The organism is Candidatus Baltobacteraceae bacterium (assembly GCA_036559195.1).
Classification (GTDB): domain Bacteria; phylum Vulcanimicrobiota; class Vulcanimicrobiia; order Vulcanimicrobiales; family Vulcanimicrobiaceae; genus JALYTZ01.
The window spans coordinates 1-18,532 of the sequence record DATBTN010000051.1; the positions used below are offsets into that span (position 1 = coordinate 1).

Below are 18,532 nucleotides of genomic sequence, written 5' to 3' on the forward strand. Positions count from 1 at the left end.
GCCGCATCGTACGGGCTAACGCGTTGCAGCGCCAGGCGTCCCGCGCAATAAAACGCGCGGTAGTCGCCCATTACGGTGCGCTGCGGCACGATACGCAGGCCGACGATCGCGAGGGTAGCTAGTAAGACGAGCGCGGATGCAGCGGCGGCGATCGTCGTTCGCCGGTCAGCGAACATGCACCGTAAAGGGCGATAGTACGACCTGGTCGCCCGCGCCGCGCTGGAAGCTTGCGACGATCACGAACGTTTGCGTAACGCCGACCGGAGGCACGACGAATCCGACCACGTTTTGAGTCGCAGCGACGCTTTTTGAAGCAATCGGCACGCCGTGCATGTCTTGCAGGATCAGCCGCAAGCGACTCGGGTGTTGGAGCAGCTGGACTTGCACCGACGAGTTTCCGCGAACGTACGCCGGCGAAATGCGCAAGAGTTGATTCGCCGTCACCACGCCCGGGGCGATCGGTGCGGGCGGCTTTGGAATCTTTGCCGAGACCGGTCGAACGACGATGCCGACGCTCGCCGTCTGCGTCGACGCGCCTTTGTGAACGACCAGCTCGAGCCGGTAGGGCGTGTCGTGCGTCACCTTCGGCGCGGCGACGACACTGGTTCCTCGCGGCGAGTACGGCGTTTGGGCGACCGGAATCTGGGCGGCGTCGAGCAACCGCACGGTACCGTCCTGCGCGGCGCTCAGATAGCGCACGACGATCGGATGCCCGGATTGCACCACGCCGTTATCTACCTCAAACGCGCGAATGAGTTCGACGGCATTGGTCGTGTAGGTACGGCGCGGTTCGACCGTTCGTACGGTGCGGATCTCGGACTTCGTACCCAACGGACCATGCACGGCCAGCGCCACCTGGTAGGTCTCCGGCTTCTGCGACGCGGGAAATGCGAAGTAGCCGCTTCCCGATGCGAGGGTACCGGAGGCAACGCTTTGGGAACCGGCGGTGACGTCGTACGAGGCGGTTCCGAGACCCGAAGTCGTGTAAGACGCGCGAATCTGCGTACCCGCAAGAGCGCCCGACGGGAGGGCATAGGCGTTAATGCGCGGGCGCATCTGCACGTACGCCGCTATCGACGCAAACAGCAGCAGCAGTAACACGGCGAATGCCGCGACCGCCGGCAAATACGGACTCGGCGGAACGTTCGTCTCGAGGCTGTAGCTCATAGAGCGGCTTCGCATGTTCACGAACATGCGTCTGAAAGGCGACCAGATTCGCAACGGAACCTCGACCAGGATTGCCGATGCGGCCTTCGGTTCGACGCGAAAGTTCGAGGGCCGTAACGCCGTGTGACGATCGCCGTGCACGCCCATCGCCGCACACATCAGCGGATCGACCGTGTCGTTAACGATCTTCACTACGTAATTCGCGCTGTGCAGCGTGCGTTCTAATAGCTCGATCGTACCGATAACGGCGTTCCCATGGCCGGTAAAGGCCACCGAACTGCGCGGCTCCTCGAAGATCGGGTCCGCGTAGCGCACTTCGGATCCCGTATGGATGGAGAGCGCCGATTCATCGCGCTTGGCCATCCACAGCGAGTCGGGAGCCGGATAACGTCGCGTCGGCGGCGCAGAATCAGGCGGCTTCGCAATCGGTTCCGGCGGCGGCTCCGGTGGCGGCGGCTCGGGAGGCGCCGGCGGACTCGGGACCTCGGGCGGCGCCTCCGGCGCCGGCTCGGGTTGCGGTTCGGGGGGCGGCGGCGCGGCCGGCGGTGCCGCATGCTGCGGCGTGGCGGGAGGCGCTTCCGGTACGTGGGGCGCGGCCTCGGGCGCGCGCCCGAAACGCTGCCACAACACCGAGACGAGAACGCCGGCTGCGACGCCGCCGGCGACTGCGAGCAACGGCGCGGCGAAATCCGCGAGCGCCAAGCCCTGCGGCGTTATCGCGAGAACGTAGATGCATTGTTCGCCCTGGGCTTCCACGTAGAGACAGACGCGATCGATCCCCTTCGAATCGGGAACGCGAAAGTCGAACGTCTTTTCCTGCGCCGGTTCGCACCAGATGCGGTGGTGGCCGACCGAACGCACGCGTCCGCCGGTGCCGAATGCCGGCGTGCACAGCAGCGGCCGTTGGCAAGCATTGAGCACCGTGAACTGCGCGTATTGCGCGCCCGAGGCGGCGGTCTTCACCCAAATCGAGCACCACACCCAGGCGTCGTCGCCCGCCAGGCGCACGCGCATTCCCGGCTCCGCTACCATCATCGCGGAGAGATCGATGTAGAATGACTCGGGCGCACTCATCGGGCGCGACCGATTGGAAACGAGCAGCAAAAAGCCGACGCAGAGGCTCCGCATCGGCTCGAACGATCGATCCAAGACGTGTTACGGACGGGAGGCCAATTCCGCACTTTCACACTTGGGTGAGAAACGTTCGCCAATCCGGCCGACCCGGCCCTCTTTCGCAACTACGAAGATCAGGTACGCGAGCGCGACGATCGAAAGCGAACGCGCGCAATAGGTGGGGAACCCGGCACCGGTCGAAGCGTAGACCCGCTCGAGGAGCACCCACGTGTTTTCCGCGAGATCGTGGCTCGCTGCCGTCGCGCTAAAATGTTTGGGACCAGGGACGTACGCATAAATGAAGAGCAGGCTCATCGAAAGACCGGCGGCGGCGACGCTGCCGATACCGATCGCCAGCGCACGGATATTTCGCTCCCAGAGCCGCCACGCCAGGATTCCGCTCATTACGGCCGCTAGCGGGATCATATACATCGTTAGCACGAGCCATTGCCAGGGAACGCAGAGCATAACGAGCATCGCATCGAAACGGCCATCCGTCGTAGGGCGATATCGGCGCATCAACAGAGCTGCCGGCAGCGCGAACGCCAGCGATTGAATGTGGAGGTACGTGCCTCCAAGGAGCACGAAGGCGCAGGGCACGACTACGAGAAACGCTCGATCGCCGTATCGCGCAGCTAACCGTTGCGCCACGCACGCGCCGAAGACGGCCATTGCGAAAAAGGATAACGTTCCGATCAGCAGTGCCGTCTGGGGGCGGGCGCCGAGTTCGAAAAGCATCGGCGCCAGCGCGAACTGCTCGATGTTGTACAACTCGGCCGCCGCGTGCGCGGGGAGCACGTCGCGCACGTATTCAACGTTTGCGGCCAACCCGAGAAAGAGCACCGACGCGGTGGCCAGCGCGGCGAGTGCCGATGCAACTGCAACGCGCGATCTCGCTTCAAAGACCGCCAAGCTCATCAGCGCGACGAAGCCGCATTGCGGTTGAAGCATCGACAACGCAAGGCAGCAGCACGCCGCCCAGTATCGTTCGCGGCGCACGCACAGCGCGCCCCACGTCGTAAAAAGCACGCACACGGGAACGAGTTGGCCGATGGTCAGCGATACGATTGCGTCGATTAAGACGACGGAGAGCGTGGCCACGAGTGGAGTGCAGCCGGTCAAGCGCACGAGAGCCGGGATGGTTGCCGCGATGCACGCCGCAAGGAAGAGCGACCACAGCGCATAGGCGATGCCGAACGGCATCGCGCTTAAGGGCGTGAACGCGAGAATGGCATATCCCGGCAACGGATCGGGAACGATGAGGTTGTCGTCGGCGCTCTTAAAATAGACCGCATGTTCGCACGAGTGCAGCGGTTCGAAGAGGTACGGATCGTGACCGGTTCGTGCGGCTTGCGCGCCGCAATAGAACGCTTCAAAATCAATGCCCTTGGTGCTAAACGACCGCAGATAGGTGAAGAACGAGAAAACGCCGAGGATCGCTACGCACAGCGTGACCAGCGCGATTGCTTTTGCCGGGCGCGAATCCAGCAACTACCGAACCGGGAGCGTGCGCAGGAGCGTTTCCGAACCGCTTCCCCGCTTGAAGGACGTAACGACGACGATGCTGCCCGATACGTCGGGCGGAACGCGCAGCACGATTCGATGCATCGCCGGTCCGACGTCGTCTGCCTCCAGCGGACGTCCGCCGGCCGTCGTCAGTGCAACGCGCAAATGGGACGGATGCCGAAGCACGCTCACGGTCAGAGCGCCGCCGGCGATAACCTCAACCTGACGAATCGTTATCGGACTGGGTACGATCGAAGCGGAGGCAATCCGCGCGACCGCGCGCACCGGCGGTTTTGCGCGAACGTAGATGCCCATGCCCGATGCGCTCGTGTCGCCGTTCTTGGAGGCAACGAGTTCGACTCGCAACTCCTTATCGTGTGGAAAGATCGGAAGCGCCAGCGTAGAGATGCCGGAGACGGAGATCGGCGCCCGCGCCCAAACCGTTCCGTTCACGTCGATCGCGCGCACTTCGCCTTGGCTTGCGCGTACGCTGTACCGCACGACGAGCGGCTGGCCGGCGTCGAGTTCGGTCTGATCGAGCGCGAGCGAGTTGACGGCAGGCCCGGGTTCTACGACATACGCAACACGCGGCTTGGATGCGAGCACTCGCACGACGCGATCGAGTCGGGGATGCAGAAACCAATACGTTCCCATGCCGGCGCAGCAGACCACCGCGGCGACAACGGCGCAGACCGCGGCGGCTAGAGATCTCGATCGCGGAATCGCGCTTTCGACGCAATAGTCTGCGGAAACGCCGCGCATGCGTACGACGACGCGATCGAGCCGAATCCATCGACGTTTCGGAACGGCGATGCGATAGTCGGTGCTGGAATTGGCGTCGATCCAAAAGGTCTCCAGCGGCATCGCGAGGGGGTGCGGCCCCGAGGACGTCGCGATGGCCGTCGCGAGCAAGGGTGCGTCGAAATCGTTGCGCGCGCGCAGCACGAAAGCCTCATCACGCTCCGACCGGTCGTACTCAAGGGAGGCGCTTACGGCACCCTCCGCCAGGCGCACGAACGCGCCATTTGACGGCGATGCCGCCAATGGGAATGCGGGCGCGACAGTAAGAGCCCTCGCCATATACAATTCAATCGGTTTTCCGGCCCCCTTCCTTAATGCATGAGACGGACCGGAGGCGCAAATGGGCCGATTGGCACGACGGCTGAAACGCCCGTACCGCCGTCGAAAGATCGTTCGTGCCGCTGGTATTTGTGCCGACACCGCTCGGCAATCTGCGAGATATCACCCTGCGCGCGCTCGACGCGTTGCGCGAGTGTTCGCTTCTGGTTGCGGAAGACTCGCGAGTCGCTCGAAAGCTGCTGTCTGCGCTGGCCCTTCCCGGCAAAGAGATCTGGAGCTATCACGAGCACAACGCCGCCGGTGCCACCGCCGGAATCCTCGAACGGGCGAGCACCGAACTGGTCGCCGTCGTTACCGACGCCGGGATGCCGGGCATCTCGGATCCGGGGGCCCAACTCGTCGCCGCCGCCCGCGATGCCGGCATCGCGATCGACGTGCTCCCCGGGCCGAACGCAGCGTTGGGCGCCGCGGTCCTCTCGGGATTCGATCTGCGCCGCTTCGTCTTCGAAGGGTTTCCGCCGCGCAGCAGCACCGCCCGCCGCAAGGCCTTCGCCGCAACGCTCGCGCTCGGCATTCCCAGTATCTGGTACGAATCGCCGCAACGCATCCGCGCGACGCTCCTGGATATCGCCGGGGTCGATCCGACCGCGCGCGTTTTTATCGTGCGCGAATACACCAAGCATTTCGAGCAGCAACTGCTGGGGACTGCCGCGGAGGCCGGCTCGCGCCTGGCCGATCCCGTGCGAGGCGAGATCACCCTGGTCGTCGAGCCGTCGGCCCCGCAAACGGATGACTATCCCGAACCCGGCGACGTCGATTCGGCGATCGACGCGCTTCTCGCGGATGAAGGGCAGAGCGTCTCGGCAATCGCGAAGACGCTAGCCGATCGCGGCCTCGGCGAGCGGCGCCATCTTTACGCTCGCGTTACCGATCGCAAGCGCTTGCGAAGGGGCGGCAACGACCCGTAGCGATAAGGGTGCGGAATGGATCGCGCCTTCTACGTCACTACGCCCATCTACTATATTAGCGGAAACCCGCATATCGGCCATGCCTACACCACCGTAGTGGCCGACGTTCTGGCGCGCACGGCGCGCACGCAAGGCGACGCGTTCTTCCTGACCGGTACCGACGAACACGGCCAAAAAGTCGCCGATGCCGCGGCGGCGGCCGGCAAATCACCGCAGGAGTGGTGCGACGAACTCGTGCCGCGCTGGCAGGCGCTCTTCTCGCTCTATCACGTTGAGTACGACGACTTCATCCGAACGACGCAACCGCGGCACGAGCGCGTGGTTCAGGCCGTCTTCGACCGGCTGCGCGCCAACGGCGACGTCTACCTCGGCAAGTACGAAGGCTGGTACTGCGTCGCCGACGAGACGTTTTGGCTCGAGAACAAACTCGTCGACGGCAAGTGCCCCACGTGCGGACGCGCGGTCGAGTGGCTCTCCGAAGACGATTGGTTCTTTCGGCTCTCCAAATATAACGACCGTCTCAAGCACTATTTCAAGGAGCATCAAAACTGGGTACGCCCGCGGGCGGTCTACAACGAGATGATGTCGCTTTTGGAGGAGGGGCTTGAGGATTTCAGCATTTCGCGCACCAAGTTCGATTGGGGTGTTCCAATCCCGGGCGGCGGCGGCGTTATCTACGTTTGGTTCGATGCCCTGCTGAACTACATCTCGGCTCTCGGCTGGTCGACCGACGACGCGAAGTTCAAAAAATACTGGCCGGCGTCGGTGCAGTTGATCGGCAAGGAGATCGCGCGGTTCCACACGATCATTTGGCCGGCGGTCCTTTGGGCGCTCGGTGAAGAAGCGCCCGAGCTCGTCTACGCGCATGGCTGGATCACACTCGACGGCCAAAAAATCGGCAAGAGCCTCGGGAACGCCGTCGATCCAATCGGCCTCGCCGAGCGCTTCGGGGCCGATTCGCTGCGCTATTTCCTGCTGCGCGAAGCGCCGTTCGGCAGCGACTTCTCCTACTCCGAAGCGAAGATCGTGCAGCGCCACAACAACGATCTCGGCAACGATCTTGGCAATCTGTTCCGGCGAACGCTCTCCATGCTCCAAAAATATCGCGACGGGGTCGTTCCGCAACCGGCCCGCGACGGCGGCTCGGAGCCGTTCGGCGCGCGATTTGCCAAACTTCCCGCGCGAGTGCGCGGCGCGATACTCGCTCTGGAGTTTCGCGACGCGCTGGTCGCCATCTGGGAGTTGGTCACGGCGCTCAATCGGAGTATCGACGAGCGCAAGCCGTGGGTTCTTTTTAAGGAAGCGCGCGACGACGAACTCGACGCGCTACTCTACGATCTCTGCGAGGGGCTGCGGTTTCTCGCGACGATGCTCGCCCCGATCATGCCCGAGCGAGCGCGAGAGATGTGGCGTCAACTCGGTCTGGCCGGCAATCTCGATCGCTCGTGGGACGAGCTCGTCTGGGGCGGCCTGGAGCCCGGCACGGTGACGGCGCCGGCCGACGCACTGTTCCCGCGTATCGACGTCCCGGTGGAGGCGCAAGCGCCAAGCGGGTGAGTAGATCTCGGTTGCGATCGCGGAATCTCATCCGCGCGCTCTATGCCGCGACGTTTTTGGCCGCGCTCGCCGCGGTCGTCGTACGCGCTCGCGCCGACGTGGCTCTGGAACCCGTGCTGACACGCCTCTTGGTCGCGGTGGCGATCGTCATGGTCGCCATTACCGTGCGCAACAGCGTGCCGATTCGCGGCCGACGGGGCAAGCGAAGCGGGCACATCGAGGATTCCGTCTCGCTCGATCTGCCGATCACCCTTTCGCTGCTCATCGTTGAAAGCGGCACGGCTGCGGCAATAGCCGCGCTCGTCGGTTTTTCCATTGCCGGGTTGCTGCGCCGGCGCGCCGATCGGTTCGCAATCGCATTTGCCGGCGCTTCGCGCGCGCTCTTCTTTATCGGAGCGGATTTCCTCCGGCCGCTCGTTCCGCGAACGCTCTTCGACTTCACCCTGCCGTCCTTCGCCTCGTTCGTCACGATTCTGCTGATCGGGTTGATGGGCTTCATCTATCTCTGGCACTTGCCGACGACCGCCTGGCGCGAACGAATTCCATTACGCCGCCTGTGGCGTCGCTATACCCGCGATCGTCATCTCTGGGCGCTGCTCGCGCTCCAAGCTATCTGGGCCTACGCTTGCTGCGAATTCATGATTCACGGCAACGCGCTCTTCGGGATTCTCGCATGGATCCCGGTTCCGACCACCGCCATTCTTTCGCGTTCGCTCTTTCTGGCGCGCAGCGAAGCCGCGCGTTTGCGCATGACGCGCGATGCCATTACCGCGATGCTCGTGGAACGCGACCCGATTCCGCAGATCAATTCGGTCGTCGCCTCCGCGCTCGGATCGTCGCGCGAAACCGTGCAGGTCATCGCGGCCATCGGAGGCGTGAGTCCGGATTGGCGCGTCGTAACGAGCGTCGGGCCTCCGCCCGAACGCGGGTATGAAGAATTACGCAATCGCGCCGTGATGCGATTGCAGCTGCGCGCCGGCGGAACCGTTTCCGTGACCGACGATACGCACGCGATCGTCGCCGCCGGGGCGTACGACGACGAGGGCTATCTGGTCGGCGCGCTCTGCGCGCTCCATCTCGTACACGACGCACACGCCGCACGTCACGAGCGGCTCGAACAAGTAGCCCGCGAACTGGCGCCGCTGCTGCGCGATCTTCGCTCCATCGGCCGCGCGCAGGAGGCCGCCGAGATCGACCCGCTGACGCGTCTTCCAAATCGAGCCACGATCTTGGAGCACGTGCGCGCGGCCCTGGCAAGCGACGTTGCGCCGGGTTCGCTGCTGCTCATCGATGTCGATCATTTCAAAGCGATTAACGATCATCTCGGGCATCTCGCCGGCGATCGTTGCCTGCGAGCCGTGGGCGATATCATCGCGCAAAACGTCAGGGGCGACGACCGAGCCGGACGCATCGGCGGCGAAGAATTCCTCATCGTCATGCCGCGCGCCGCAAGCGCCGGCGCCCGAGAGGTCGCCGAGCGTCTGCGAGCGGCGATCGAAGGCTGCGGCCTGCGCCACTCCGACGGCAAACCGATAACGTGCTCGATCGGAATCGCCGCGCTCGACGTCGGCGAAACACTCGAGAGTGCGCTCGCCCGCGCCGACGAAGCACTCTACGCCGCCAAACGCCAAGGCCGCAACCGCGTCATCGAGCTATCGGCGTAACAGCCCATGTCATGGTGAGCCTGTCGAACCATTGTCATGGTGAGCTTGTCGAACCACGACAGGTTCGTCCTTCGACGGGCTCAGGATGACAAGGATTGTTGGCGTTGGAATAGGTGTGGGATGGCGGCTGGATTGTTCGATACGCACGCGCACGTGCACGATAAGGCGTTTGCTGAAGATCGCGCCGAGATCGTGGCGCGGGCGCGCGGCGCCGGCGTCGTGCAGATGATTGCGGTTGGCTGCGATCTGGCCGATAGCGAACGCGCGCTCGCATGCGCGCGCGAGTTCGATCTGCTCGCCTCGGTCGGCGTGCATCCGCATGAAGCGCGGGAGGCGCCCAAAGATCTCGCCGCCGCCTTCGCGCCGTTCTTCGACGATCCGCGTATCGTAGCCGTCGGCGAAATCGGGCTCGACTATTACTACGATCACAGCCCGCGAGAAGCGCAGCGAGCCGTTTTGTGCGCCCAACTGCGAATCGCGCGGGAACGCGATTTGCCGGTCATCTTTCACCATCGGGATGCCTACGACGACTTCGTTGCGGTTTTGCGCGAAGAGTTCGCGGCGGGCATGCGCGGCGTCATCCATTGTTTTACCGGCGACGCGCGCCAAGCGCAAACCTACGTGGGCGAGTTCGGCCTCAAGCTCGGAATCGGCGGCGTACTCACGTTCAAAACGGCACAACACGTACGCGATGCCGTGCGCGCCGTCGGGCTCGATCACGCGATCCTCGAGACCGATTGCCCCTATCTCGCGCCGATTCCGCATCGCGGCAAACGCAACGAGCCGGCGTTTATCGCGGCGACCGCAGCGAAGCTGGCGGAGGTGCTTGAGATCGGCGTCGATACGGTCATCGCGACGACCCGTGCGACGGCCGAATCGCTATTTAGCAGAAAAGTCCGCCGCTAGCGCCCACTCGCGCTCAAAGCGATTCTCAATCTCCGAGACCACGGCGCTCCGATCGGTGCGTAGACCCCAATCGCGCTGGTTTGCATCGTAATACGGCGAGGTGGCGTTCGTCGAGCCGACCCACGCCCGGCGTGAGTCGACGATCGCAAACTTCTCGTCGAAGCTGCCCGTGCGAACCTCCACACCGGCGCGCGCCAACCGCTCGAGGGCCAATGCCTCGCGCGCGCTTTCGCGGCGCTCGCGATCGGCGACCAGGAGACGGCACCGCACGCCTTCTTTCGCGAGACGCTCGAGCTGGCCGTAGACGCCGCTGCCCGCGCCGAACGACTCGCTCGCAACCTCGACCGTCCGCGCGCGCGCAGCGGCGCGCAGGAGCTGCGTTTCGAGGCGGAGCGAAGCGGCTTTAGTCGTGCTAAAAACCGGCGACCAACGCGGCGCGCGGCCGTCGAGTGCGTCCCGCACGGCGCGCACGTCGGAAGAAAACGTGTCGCGCACGATCGTGTCGGTTCCGTCGTCGGGCCAATTGCGATCGTCGAGGAACAGGTCGCGGTCGCAGATCGCGGCCTTCATGTGGAGCGGCGCCCCGTCGCCGTCGTTCGCATCGACGAGTTTCGCGTCGGCACCGAGGCGGCGTAATTCCGCAACGCCGCGCGCGTTCGCAGCCGCCAGTGCGCCGCCTGCGTCGCCGTACGGCCTCCCTTCGAGGCGAACGGTGACGCGCGCGCCACGGCGGGCGGCTCCTTCGAGCGCATCGAGGACCCGGCCCGGACGCAGGGTATAGGCGCTCAGCTCGATTCGGCAGGCCGAACCCATCGCCGCCAACATGCCGCCGGTTGAAGCGAGCGCGATCATGCGATGCCCTCACGACAAAGGTCGCCGGGCACAAGCAGGGGGTATGCCCGGCGGTTGGAAAGCGTAGGACCTGTTTATGGCCTCGACCCACATTCCGCCGCACCAGACCGACAAGGGCGTGTTCGTTCGCGAGATGTTCGCGCGCATCGCTCCGCATTACGATCGCACCAATCGCGTGCTTACGGCCGGGATGGACGAGTCGTGGCGCAAGCGAGCGATTGCGATCCTGCGGCCCCCGCACGCCGGCCGCATCCTGGACCTCTGCTGCGGCACGGGCGACGTCGTCTTCCACTTATTGCGCACCGATCCGTCGCTCGCGGTTACCGGCGTGGACTTCACCGCACCGATGCTCGACGTCGCTCGCCAACGCGCCGCGCACGAGGCTCGCGGGAGCGCCTCGTTCGTGGAAGGTGACGTGATGGCGCTCGCGTTCGAAGATGGAGCGTTCGACGGCGCGACGATGGGCTTCAGCCTGCGCAACGTGGTCGATATCGATGCGACGCTGCGCGAGGTTCGACGCGTGCTCAAGCCCGGCGCGCGCTTCGTGAACCTGGACGTAAGCAAGGCCCCCAACCGCATTTGGAAGGCGTGCTTCGATCTCTATTTCTACAAGATGGTGCCGCTCGTCGGCGGTCTCGTGGGCGGTTCGAAGCAAGCGTATACGTATCTGCCGAACTCGCTCACGCATCATCCCAACGCCGAGGCGCTGCGCGAGCGTTTCGAGCGCGCGGGTTTTACCGACGCGAACTATCTCCCGCTCATGGGCGGCGCGATCGCCGTGCACTACGGAACCGCCCCGTGATCGAACGCGCCCGCAACGACGCGAGCATGTACACGCTCGTCGAAGAGTTCTTCCGCAACGAGTTCGCGACCGACAATCCGCTCATTACCGAGGCGATCAAACGCATGCTGGCCGCCGGCGGCAAACGCCTGCGCCCGCGATTGACGTTGCTAGCCTCCGAGGCCAACGGCGGCGACGCGGCCGAGCATTTGCAGCTGGCCGCGTATATGGAATTGATTCACGTCGCAACGCTCATCCACGACGACGTGGTCGACAACGCGCAGACGCGGCGCGGCGTCAACGCCACCGCCGTCGACTACGGCAACCGCATCAGCGTGCTAGCCGGCGACTATCTCTTCGCGTGGATATTCAAAAACGTTACCGCGCAGTACCCGCATCCGATACCGAACATCCTCTCCGCGACCCTGGCCGATATCTGCGACGGCGAAGTCTTACAACTGCGCGCGCTTGCCAATCTGGATCTGCCGGTGGCCGCCTACGTTGAAATCGTGATGAAAAAGACCGCTTCGCTCTTTGCGGCATCCGCCGAGTGCGGAGCGATTATGGCGGGCGCGAGCGCGCTGCACGTAAAAGCGCTGCGCGATTTCGGGCTCTATTACGGCATCGCATTCCAAATGCAGGACGATCTGCTCGACGTCACCGCCGACGCTCGCACGATCGGCAAACCCGTCGGCAACGATCTGCAAGAGCGCAAGATGACGATTCCATTAATTCTCGCGCTCGCGTCCGGCGACAGCGATTTCCGCTCGCTCGTCGAACGTTTCTACTCGGGAGACGACGAGGATTCGGTTCCGGCGATCGTAACCGGAATTGCGAGCCACGGAGGCATCGAGCGCACGCGCGAGCAGATCGCGCAGTACGCCGAGCGCGCCAAACTCTCGCTCGCACCGCTGGAGAACGGCGCGGCGAAGGCCGAACTCGCAAACCTTGCCGACGCGCTCGCCGTTCTAGCATAGTAAGGAGAACTCATGACCTTCCATCCGATTCTCGCCTTTCTGAGCCCGGAGATCATCGGGATCATCGTGATCGGCGCGGTGGTGCTCTTCGGCGCCGACAAGCTGCCGAAGCTCGCGCGCAGCGCCGGCCAGGCCAAGAAAGAGTTCGTGCTCGGCCAGGCCGAGGCGGACGAAGCCGCGACGCGCGTGCGCGAAGAGGCCCGTTTGCGTAACGATGCCGCTGCCGCGGATCCGATGAAGAACGTCACCGAGACGTCGCTCGCCGGCGAAAACGTTCCGCCGCCGACGCCCGGCAAGGGCACGCCGAGCAGCTGACTCGCATGCTCGCGCAACGGGAAGCTCCCGCGTCCGAGACCGGCGGCTGGGATCAAAAAGAGATGAGTTTTACGGAGCACCTGCGGGAGCTCCGTAAACGTCTGTTGATCTCGTTCGGCACGGTCATCGTGCTCGCCGTCGCGCTTTTTTGGCCCGCGCAGCACATCATCCCCTGGATGGCCCAGGCGTACTTTCACGGAGTGCGGCTGCACGCATTCGGACCCGCCGACGTGATCTTCACCGAGTTCAAGCTCTCCATTTACATGGCGATCGTGCTGGGGCTGCCCGTCATCCTCTATCAGGTTTGGATGTTCATCGTCCCGGCCTTCCATCCCCGAACCCGGCACATGGTCTACGCGTACGTCGCGCCGTCGATCGTGCTCGCGGCGATTGGCATCGCCTTCGCGCATTTCGTGGTTCTGCCGCGCGTCGTCCACGCGCTCTTAAGCATCACGAGCGCCGTCGCCGAGCCGACATTCGGCATCGAATCCACGCTCAATTTTATCTTGATCCTCCTGCTCGCATTCGCGCTCATCTTCCAAACGCCGGTCGTCATGCTGGCGCTCGCGCGAATCGGCATCATCAACAGCCTCATGCTGCGCAAATACCGCAAGCACGCGATCTTCGGTTTCTTCGTTTTCGGTGCGATCATCGCGCCCGACGGGAACCCGCTGACGATGGCGCTCATCGCGGGCCCGATGTACGTGCTCTACGAAATCAGCCTCTGGATCATCGCCGTGCTTGAGAAGTCGTGGCGCGCCGAGCGCGCATCGTACTAAGGTCGATACACGATGGTCCGCTCGCTCTACGACGATTTCTTGCGCACCTTCAGCAACGTGCTCTTCGCCGTGCTGCTCTTCATGGTGTGGGGTCTGATGACGCTCGTCGGCGTCGTGGTGGAGCAAGGCAAGGACCCGGGCGCCTACTTTCAGAGTTACGCGCCGGCGCTCGCGCGATTGATCCTGCGGCTCAATATCGACAACATCTATCACACGCCGTACTACGTCGGCATCATCGGCTTGATTCTGCTCTCGCTCGCGGTCTGCACGTTCAAACGCGTCATTCCGGCGCGACTTCCGCCGCTGCATCCGGTCAAAATCGATAAGATTCCCCTCAACGCCACGCTCACGGTCCGCGGCGATCGAGCCGACGTGCGCGGGCGCCTCGAACGGTTCTTTCGCTCGCGCGGCTGGCAGGTGCGCAATCGGGAATTTGGCGGAACGGAATGGACCTTCGCCGACAAGCACAATTGGGCGCGGCGCGGCGTGCTCGTGGCGCACGTCGGCTTCGTCATCATCGCCGCCGGTACGACGGTCTACTGGGCGCGCGGCTTCGACGGGCAAAGCCCGATCGTCACGGGCCAGACGATCGACGTCCCGCATTCGCAATCCACCATTCGACTCGATAGTTTCGGCTACAAAGTTCAGCCGATTCTTACCAAGAGCGGCATGGTCTACCAGCCAATCGACTACGTCTCGCACGTAACGGTCGTCGGAAAAGACGGCATCCCGCGGCACGAAACGGTTCGCGTCAATCACCCGATCGACATCGGCGGTACGCTCTTCTATCAATCGAGTTACGGCTTCGCGCTGCGGTTCGACGTGACGCACGACGGCGTCCGCGTGCCCTCGCTCTCCGATAAGGTCTATCTGACGGGCGATGCGATGCAACTGCCGGGAACGCAGCGCAGCGTGCAGTTCGCGCAATTCGTGCCCACGGTCGACCGCCAAACCGGCCAGCCCTCGCCCGACCCGCGCGTCAACGATCCCGCCGTCGCCCTCGATGTGAGCGACGCCGGATCGAGCCTCGGCGCGGCGCTCGTGCCGATGCACACCTGGATCGACGTCGGCGGCGGGTGGCGCGTTACCCCGCGCCAGTATCTGATGGTGAGCGGCATTCAGTACCGCAACGATCCGGGCGTGGGGCTCGTGGGCATCGGCGCCTTCGTCTTGCTCGCGGGACTGGTCATCTCGTTTTATCTGCTGCCGGCCCGGCTCTACGTCCGCGTCGATCCCGTCCCCGGAGGGGCCGAGGATACGAAGCTCTGGACGGTTGGTTTGGCGGCCACCACCGTCAAAGGCTACGATATGTTCGAGACGCAGTTCCACGAACTGGTGGCGGAGTTCGAACGCTCGATGAACCCACCGGGCCCGAAGCCCAATCTTACGTTCGCAGAGGCGAGGCAATCATGAGTCATACCGCAATGCCGCTCGATGAAGTACTGATGATCGTCGCCCTCGGCGCGTATATCGTCGGCGCGATCGCGCTGTTGATTTATTTTTTCTCGCGCGAGGAATGGCTCAAACACTTGGGCATGCCGCTGGCGATCGCCGGGTGCGTCGCTCAATTCGCGCAGCTCGTTGCACGCTACGACATCACGCACATCTGGCCGCTGCTCAACCTCTACGGCTCGCTCTCGCTCTTCGCAGCGATGTCGGTCGCAATCTTTATCGTTTTCGCCTTCCGCTACAAAATGTGGTGGGCGGGCGGTTTCGTGCTCGCGTTAGCGGCGTTGTTCTTGGCGTACGGCGTTACCTGGAACGAAGGGACGATGCCGGCGGTACCGTCGCTGCAATCGTATTGGGCAAAGATCCACGTGCCGCTCGTGGTTACGTCGTACGCCGCCTTCATGGTGTCGTTCGTACTCTCGTGCCTCTACCTCGTAAAGTATTATTTCGAGCGTTCGCTCGGGTCCGGCGGGTCGCTGCGCAACGCCGCAACGGCAAGCCCCGGACTCGCGACGGCGCCCGCGGCCGACCTGTTCGCGGAGCGTGCCGCGGCCCAGGGGCCCGTCGTGCGCATGGACACTCCCAACATCGCCGCCGCAGCGGCGCGGGGCAACGCGGCGGCCGCTTGGCTAAACACGCTGCCGAGCCTGGCGCAGATCGACGTGTTGATCTACCGAGTCATCGCGGTCGGTCTTCCTTTGCTCACGCTCGGCATCATCACCGGCGCGATGTGGGCGCACGAAGCGTGGGGCGCCTATTGGCAATTCGATCCCAAGGAGACGGCCGCGCTCTCGTCGTGGATCATCTACGCGATCTACATGCATCTGCACACGCGTAACAGCTGGCGCGGCGTGCGCAGCGCGTGGGTCAGCGCGATCGGGTTTCTCTCGATCATGTTCTGTTACTTCGGCGTCAATATTTGGATCAGCGGGCTTCACAGCTACAAGATGTGACGCCCGACGCGCCGGTCGCGGAATCGGCCGCGCCGGCCGCCCTGCGTGAACCCGCCGCCGGCGGGGCGCAGGCCGGATCGGGACTCAGGATCCGGCAGCCGCACGAGGGCCGCCTCCGATGTATGTAGACGCGCCAGGATAGCGGGCGGACGTAGAATCGCCGGAGAAGGTTCAAACTTCCTAGACGTCTCCGGAGAACAAGAGCTTTGTCGAGTCATGCGAACGCCGCCTCATCTGAGGGCGGCCGCCGGATTGTTAGTGCCTACGACGATCCCGGCACACCTGAAGAGATCACCCGCCGTACGTTCATGGCGAATTTTACGCTGTTCGGGGGCGCCCTCATCGGATTGGGTCTTGCGATTCCGATCGTCGGTTCGCTCATTCCCGACGTCGGCGCCGGCACGGGGAGCTGGGCGACGCTCGACGCGCAGGGATTCAAAGATCTGCAAAGCGCGACCGACAAAGCCGTGAAGATCGACTTCACGCTCAAGAGCAAAGATGCGTATCTGCCCGAGCAGCAGATCCCGGAATCCGTGTGGGGCATCAAAACGGATTACAACAAATTCGTAAAAGCTCGCCCCGACCTGTTCGGGCCCGGCGGAAAAGCCACGCTGCCGTACAAGGCCGTGAACATGGGCTTCGTGCTCTTCAGCCCGATCTGTCCGCATCTGGGCTGCCGCTATGCCTACGATGCGACGGCGAACAAATTCGCGTGTCCGTGCCATGGTTCGCAGTTCTCGAACGAAGGCAAGCACGTCGCGGGCCCGGCGGAGCGCGGCCTGGATCCCTTGCCGATGCGCGAACAGAGCGGCCAGGCCGAAGTAACCTGGATCCGCTACGCCCCGACGATTCCGAGCCGCATCGTCGTTTCGTACCTTAGCTAACGGAAAAGGGACTCTCAAGAGATGCTTAACTGGATCGACCGGCGCACCGGCTTCGTCACCATGGCCAAGGATTTTCTGACCGAGGATATTCCGGGCGGCGCGAGTTACTGGTACGTCTTCGGCAGCGCGACGATCTTCGCGATGATCGTCCAAATCGTCACCGGCATTTTCCTCACGTTCTTCTACGCTCCGTCCGCGTTGACGGCGTGGGAGTCGACCAAGTCGATCTACGATCATCCGTTCCAGCACTTCGTGCTTTCGATTCACTATTGGGGCGCGTCGGCAATGATCGCGCTGGTCTTCCTGCACTTACTGCAAGTCGTGATCTGGGGCGCCTATAAATCGCCGCGCGAGGTCCAATGGATCGTCGGCGTACTGCTGTTGCTCGTCACGATGGTGCTCGGACTCACCGGCTATTTGCTGCCGTGGGACTCCAACGCATACGCGGCCTCGCAGGTCGCCATCAACCTCACGCTGACCGCACCCGTGATCGGAACGTTCATCCAGCAGTTCACCCAAGACGGCACGACGATGGGCACGCTCACGATCAACCGGTTCTTCGGTCTGCACGTCTGGCTGATGCCGGCGATTCTCGTGGCGCTCGTCGGCGCGCACCTCGCAATTTTCCGCTACAACGGCCCCGCCGGCCCGGCGGTGGAGGATCCCCGCCCGCTGCGTCCGGGACGCTTCTGGCCCGACCAGATGTTCATGGACTTCGTTGCGTCGTTCATCGTTTTTGCGATCATCGTGTTCCTGGCGTTCGTTTCGCCGCCGTTCCTGGATCAAAAGGCCGACCCCGCCAACCTGGCGACCTTCGTGCCCTACCCCGCCTGGTATTTCTTAGATCTCTTCGGATTGCTCAACCTCGTTCCCGGCGACTACGAGGTCGTCGGCGCGCTGGTTATCCCAGGCGTTGCGACGCTGATTCTGTTCTTGCTCCCGTGGATCGATCGGAGCACGACGCGAGTTATGGGCTCGCGCAAACCGATCTTGTGGACGCTCACGGTCTCGATGGCCATTATTCTCGGCCTCACGTTCTGGAGCCAGTCCTCGATTCTCGCCAAGGAAGCCGCAAGTCCGCAGACGGCACCGCCGGTAGCGGCCGCTCCGGCTCCGCCGGCCGCCGCTTCGAACGGCCAGCCCGCCACGACCACCACGGCCTCGGCGCAGGCCGGGCAGACGGTCTATTCGCAGAATTGCTCGAGCTGCCACGGTGCGACCGGTGCCGGTACTGCCGGCGCCTTTCCGCCGCTCGCGAACAACCCGTACGTAACGGGCGATGCCAAGGCGGTCATCCTGACCGTACTCAACGGCAAACAAGGCGCGATCACGGTCAACGGCCAGAGTTTCAACGGCCAGATGCCCGCGTGGAAGGCGAACCTTTCCAACAAAGATATCGCCAACGTCATCAACTACATTCGCACGGGTCTCGGCAACAACAAAGCGAGCGAAGTAAAACTCTCCCAGGTCGCCGCACTCAAGAAATAGCCCAGACCCTCAACCGAAAAAGAGCGGCGCATGACGCGCCGCTCTTTTTTTTGCCTTTGTCATCCTGAGCCTGTCGAAGGACGCGAGCCTGTC

General features: G+C 63.7%; 16 protein-coding genes. 12 read left to right on the forward strand and 4 right to left on the reverse strand.

Going from position 1 to position 18,532, the window contains the following annotated elements; translation table 11 throughout:
- Positions 1–165 precede the first annotated feature (165 nt).
- From VIG32_07550 to VIG32_07560, 3 genes are read right to left on the reverse strand one after another with little or no spacing between them, the layout of a single operon-like run.
- Entirely contained in the window at positions 166–2,316 is a 2,151-nt protein-coding gene (locus tag VIG32_07550; protein ID HEY8297859.1) for a hypothetical protein, read from the reverse strand.
- Between the two features lie 6 nt (positions 2,317–2,322).
- Positions 2,323–3,771, reverse strand: a complete 1,449-nt coding sequence (locus VIG32_07555; GenBank protein ID HEY8297860.1) for a glycosyltransferase family 87 protein — start codon at positions 3,769–3,771, stop codon at positions 2,323–2,325.
- Positions 3,772–4,800: a hypothetical protein gene (locus tag VIG32_07560; protein HEY8297861.1), complete on the reverse strand. Its 1,029-nt coding sequence runs from the start codon at positions 4,798–4,800 to the stop codon at positions 3,772–3,774. It abuts the gene before it with no gap.
- Positions 4,801–4,982: 182 nt separating this feature from the next.
- On the opposite strand from VIG32_07560, the gene rsmI reads away from it, so the two are divergent.
- The 4 genes from rsmI (at position 4,983) to VIG32_07580 (ending at position 9,961) form a co-directional block, all read left to right on the forward strand.
- Positions 4,983–5,834 carry a 16S rRNA (cytidine(1402)-2'-O)-methyltransferase gene (rsmI, locus tag VIG32_07565; GenBank protein ID HEY8297862.1) on the forward strand — a complete coding sequence of 284 codons (852 nt, stop codon included), beginning with the start codon at positions 4,983–4,985 and terminating at the stop codon, positions 5,832–5,834.
- A 15-nt stretch (positions 5,835–5,849) separates the two neighbouring features.
- Complete coding sequence (gene metG / locus VIG32_07570; protein HEY8297863.1) at positions 5,850–7,391, forward strand: methionine--tRNA ligase; 1,542 nt, start codon at positions 5,850–5,852, stop codon at positions 7,389–7,391.
- An 11-nt stretch (positions 7,392–7,402) separates the two neighbouring features.
- Positions 7,403–9,055 carry a GGDEF domain-containing protein gene (locus tag VIG32_07575; GenBank protein ID HEY8297864.1) on the forward strand — a complete coding sequence of 551 codons (1,653 nt, stop codon included), beginning with the start codon at positions 7,403–7,405 and terminating at the stop codon, positions 9,053–9,055.
- A gap of 120 nt (positions 9,056–9,175) precedes the next feature.
- A complete protein-coding gene (locus tag VIG32_07580) occupies positions 9,176–9,961 on the forward strand; it encodes a TatD family hydrolase (GenBank protein ID HEY8297865.1) in 786 nt (261 codons plus the stop codon).
- Here VIG32_07580 and VIG32_07585 read toward each other — a convergent pair.
- Positions 9,935–10,813, reverse strand: a complete 879-nt coding sequence (locus VIG32_07585) for a phospholipase D-like domain-containing protein (protein ID HEY8297866.1) — start codon at positions 10,811–10,813, stop codon at positions 9,935–9,937. The two genes, VIG32_07580 and VIG32_07585, sit on opposite strands and share 27 nt — an antisense overlap.
- Positions 10,814–10,889: 76 nt before the next feature.
- Here VIG32_07585 and ubiE point away from each other — a divergent pair, with 76 nt between their 5' ends.
- The 8 genes from ubiE (at position 10,890) to VIG32_07625 (ending at position 18,439) form a co-directional block, all read left to right on the forward strand.
- Positions 10,890–11,615, forward strand: a complete 726-nt coding sequence (gene ubiE, locus VIG32_07590) for a bifunctional demethylmenaquinone methyltransferase/2-methoxy-6-polyprenyl-1,4-benzoquinol methylase UbiE (protein HEY8297867.1) — start codon at positions 10,890–10,892, stop codon at positions 11,613–11,615.
- The gene (locus VIG32_07595; protein ID HEY8297868.1) at positions 11,612–12,571 is read left to right on the forward strand and encodes a polyprenyl synthetase family protein; all 960 of its coding nucleotides are present in this window, start codon (positions 11,612–11,614) and stop codon (positions 12,569–12,571) included. The genes ubiE and VIG32_07595 overlap by 4 nt, the downstream gene beginning before the upstream one ends.
- Positions 12,572–12,583: 12 nt before the next feature.
- A complete protein-coding gene (locus tag VIG32_07600; GenBank protein ID HEY8297869.1) occupies positions 12,584–12,886 on the forward strand; it encodes a twin-arginine translocase TatA/TatE family subunit in 303 nt (100 codons plus the stop codon).
- 5 nt (positions 12,887–12,891) lie between these two features.
- A complete protein-coding gene (tatC, locus tag VIG32_07605; GenBank protein ID HEY8297870.1) occupies positions 12,892–13,665 on the forward strand; it encodes a twin-arginine translocase subunit TatC in 774 nt (257 codons plus the stop codon).
- A gap of 12 nt (positions 13,666–13,677) precedes the next feature.
- Positions 13,678–15,078 carry a cytochrome c biogenesis protein ResB gene (locus VIG32_07610; GenBank protein ID HEY8297871.1) on the forward strand — a complete coding sequence of 467 codons (1,401 nt, stop codon included), beginning with the start codon at positions 13,678–13,680 and terminating at the stop codon, positions 15,076–15,078.
- Entirely contained in the window at positions 15,075–16,067 is a 993-nt protein-coding gene (gene ccsB, locus VIG32_07615; protein ID HEY8297872.1) for a c-type cytochrome biogenesis protein CcsB, read from the forward strand. Before VIG32_07610 ends, ccsB begins: the two co-directional genes overlap by 4 nt.
- A gap of 308 nt (positions 16,068–16,375) precedes the next feature.
- A complete protein-coding gene (locus VIG32_07620) occupies positions 16,376–16,951 on the forward strand; it encodes a Rieske 2Fe-2S domain-containing protein (protein HEY8297873.1) in 576 nt (191 codons plus the stop codon).
- Between the two features lie 21 nt (positions 16,952–16,972).
- On the forward strand, positions 16,973–18,439 hold the full coding sequence (locus VIG32_07625; protein ID HEY8297874.1) for a cytochrome b N-terminal domain-containing protein: 1,467 nt from the start codon (positions 16,973–16,975) through the stop codon (positions 18,437–18,439).
- Positions 18,440–18,532 lie beyond the last annotated feature (93 nt).

Coding starts and splice junctions, on each gene's coding strand:
- VIG32_07580 (HEY8297865.1), top strand. CDS start 9,176: ATGGCGGCTGGATTGTTCGATACGCACGCGCACGTGCACGATAAGGCG.
- ubiE (HEY8297867.1), top strand. CDS start 10,890: ATGGCCTCGACCCACATTCCGCCGCACCAGACCGACAAGGGCGTGTTC.
- tatC (HEY8297870.1), top strand. CDS start 12,892: ATGCTCGCGCAACGGGAAGCTCCCGCGTCCGAGACCGGCGGCTGGGAT.
- ccsB (HEY8297872.1), top strand. CDS start 15,075: ATGAGTCATACCGCAATGCCGCTCGATGAAGTACTGATGATCGTCGCC.
- VIG32_07585 (HEY8297866.1), bottom strand. CDS start 10,813: ATGATCGCGCTCGCTTCAACCGGCGGCATGTTGGCGGCGATGGGTTCG.
- VIG32_07600 (HEY8297869.1), top strand. CDS start 12,584: ATGACCTTCCATCCGATTCTCGCCTTTCTGAGCCCGGAGATCATCGGG.
- metG (HEY8297863.1), top strand. CDS start 5,850: ATGGATCGCGCCTTCTACGTCACTACGCCCATCTACTATATTAGCGGA.
- VIG32_07625 (HEY8297874.1), top strand. CDS start 16,973: ATGCTTAACTGGATCGACCGGCGCACCGGCTTCGTCACCATGGCCAAG.
- VIG32_07610 (HEY8297871.1), top strand. CDS start 13,678: ATGGTCCGCTCGCTCTACGACGATTTCTTGCGCACCTTCAGCAACGTG.
- VIG32_07620 (HEY8297873.1), top strand. CDS start 16,376: ATGGCGAATTTTACGCTGTTCGGGGGCGCCCTCATCGGATTGGGTCTT.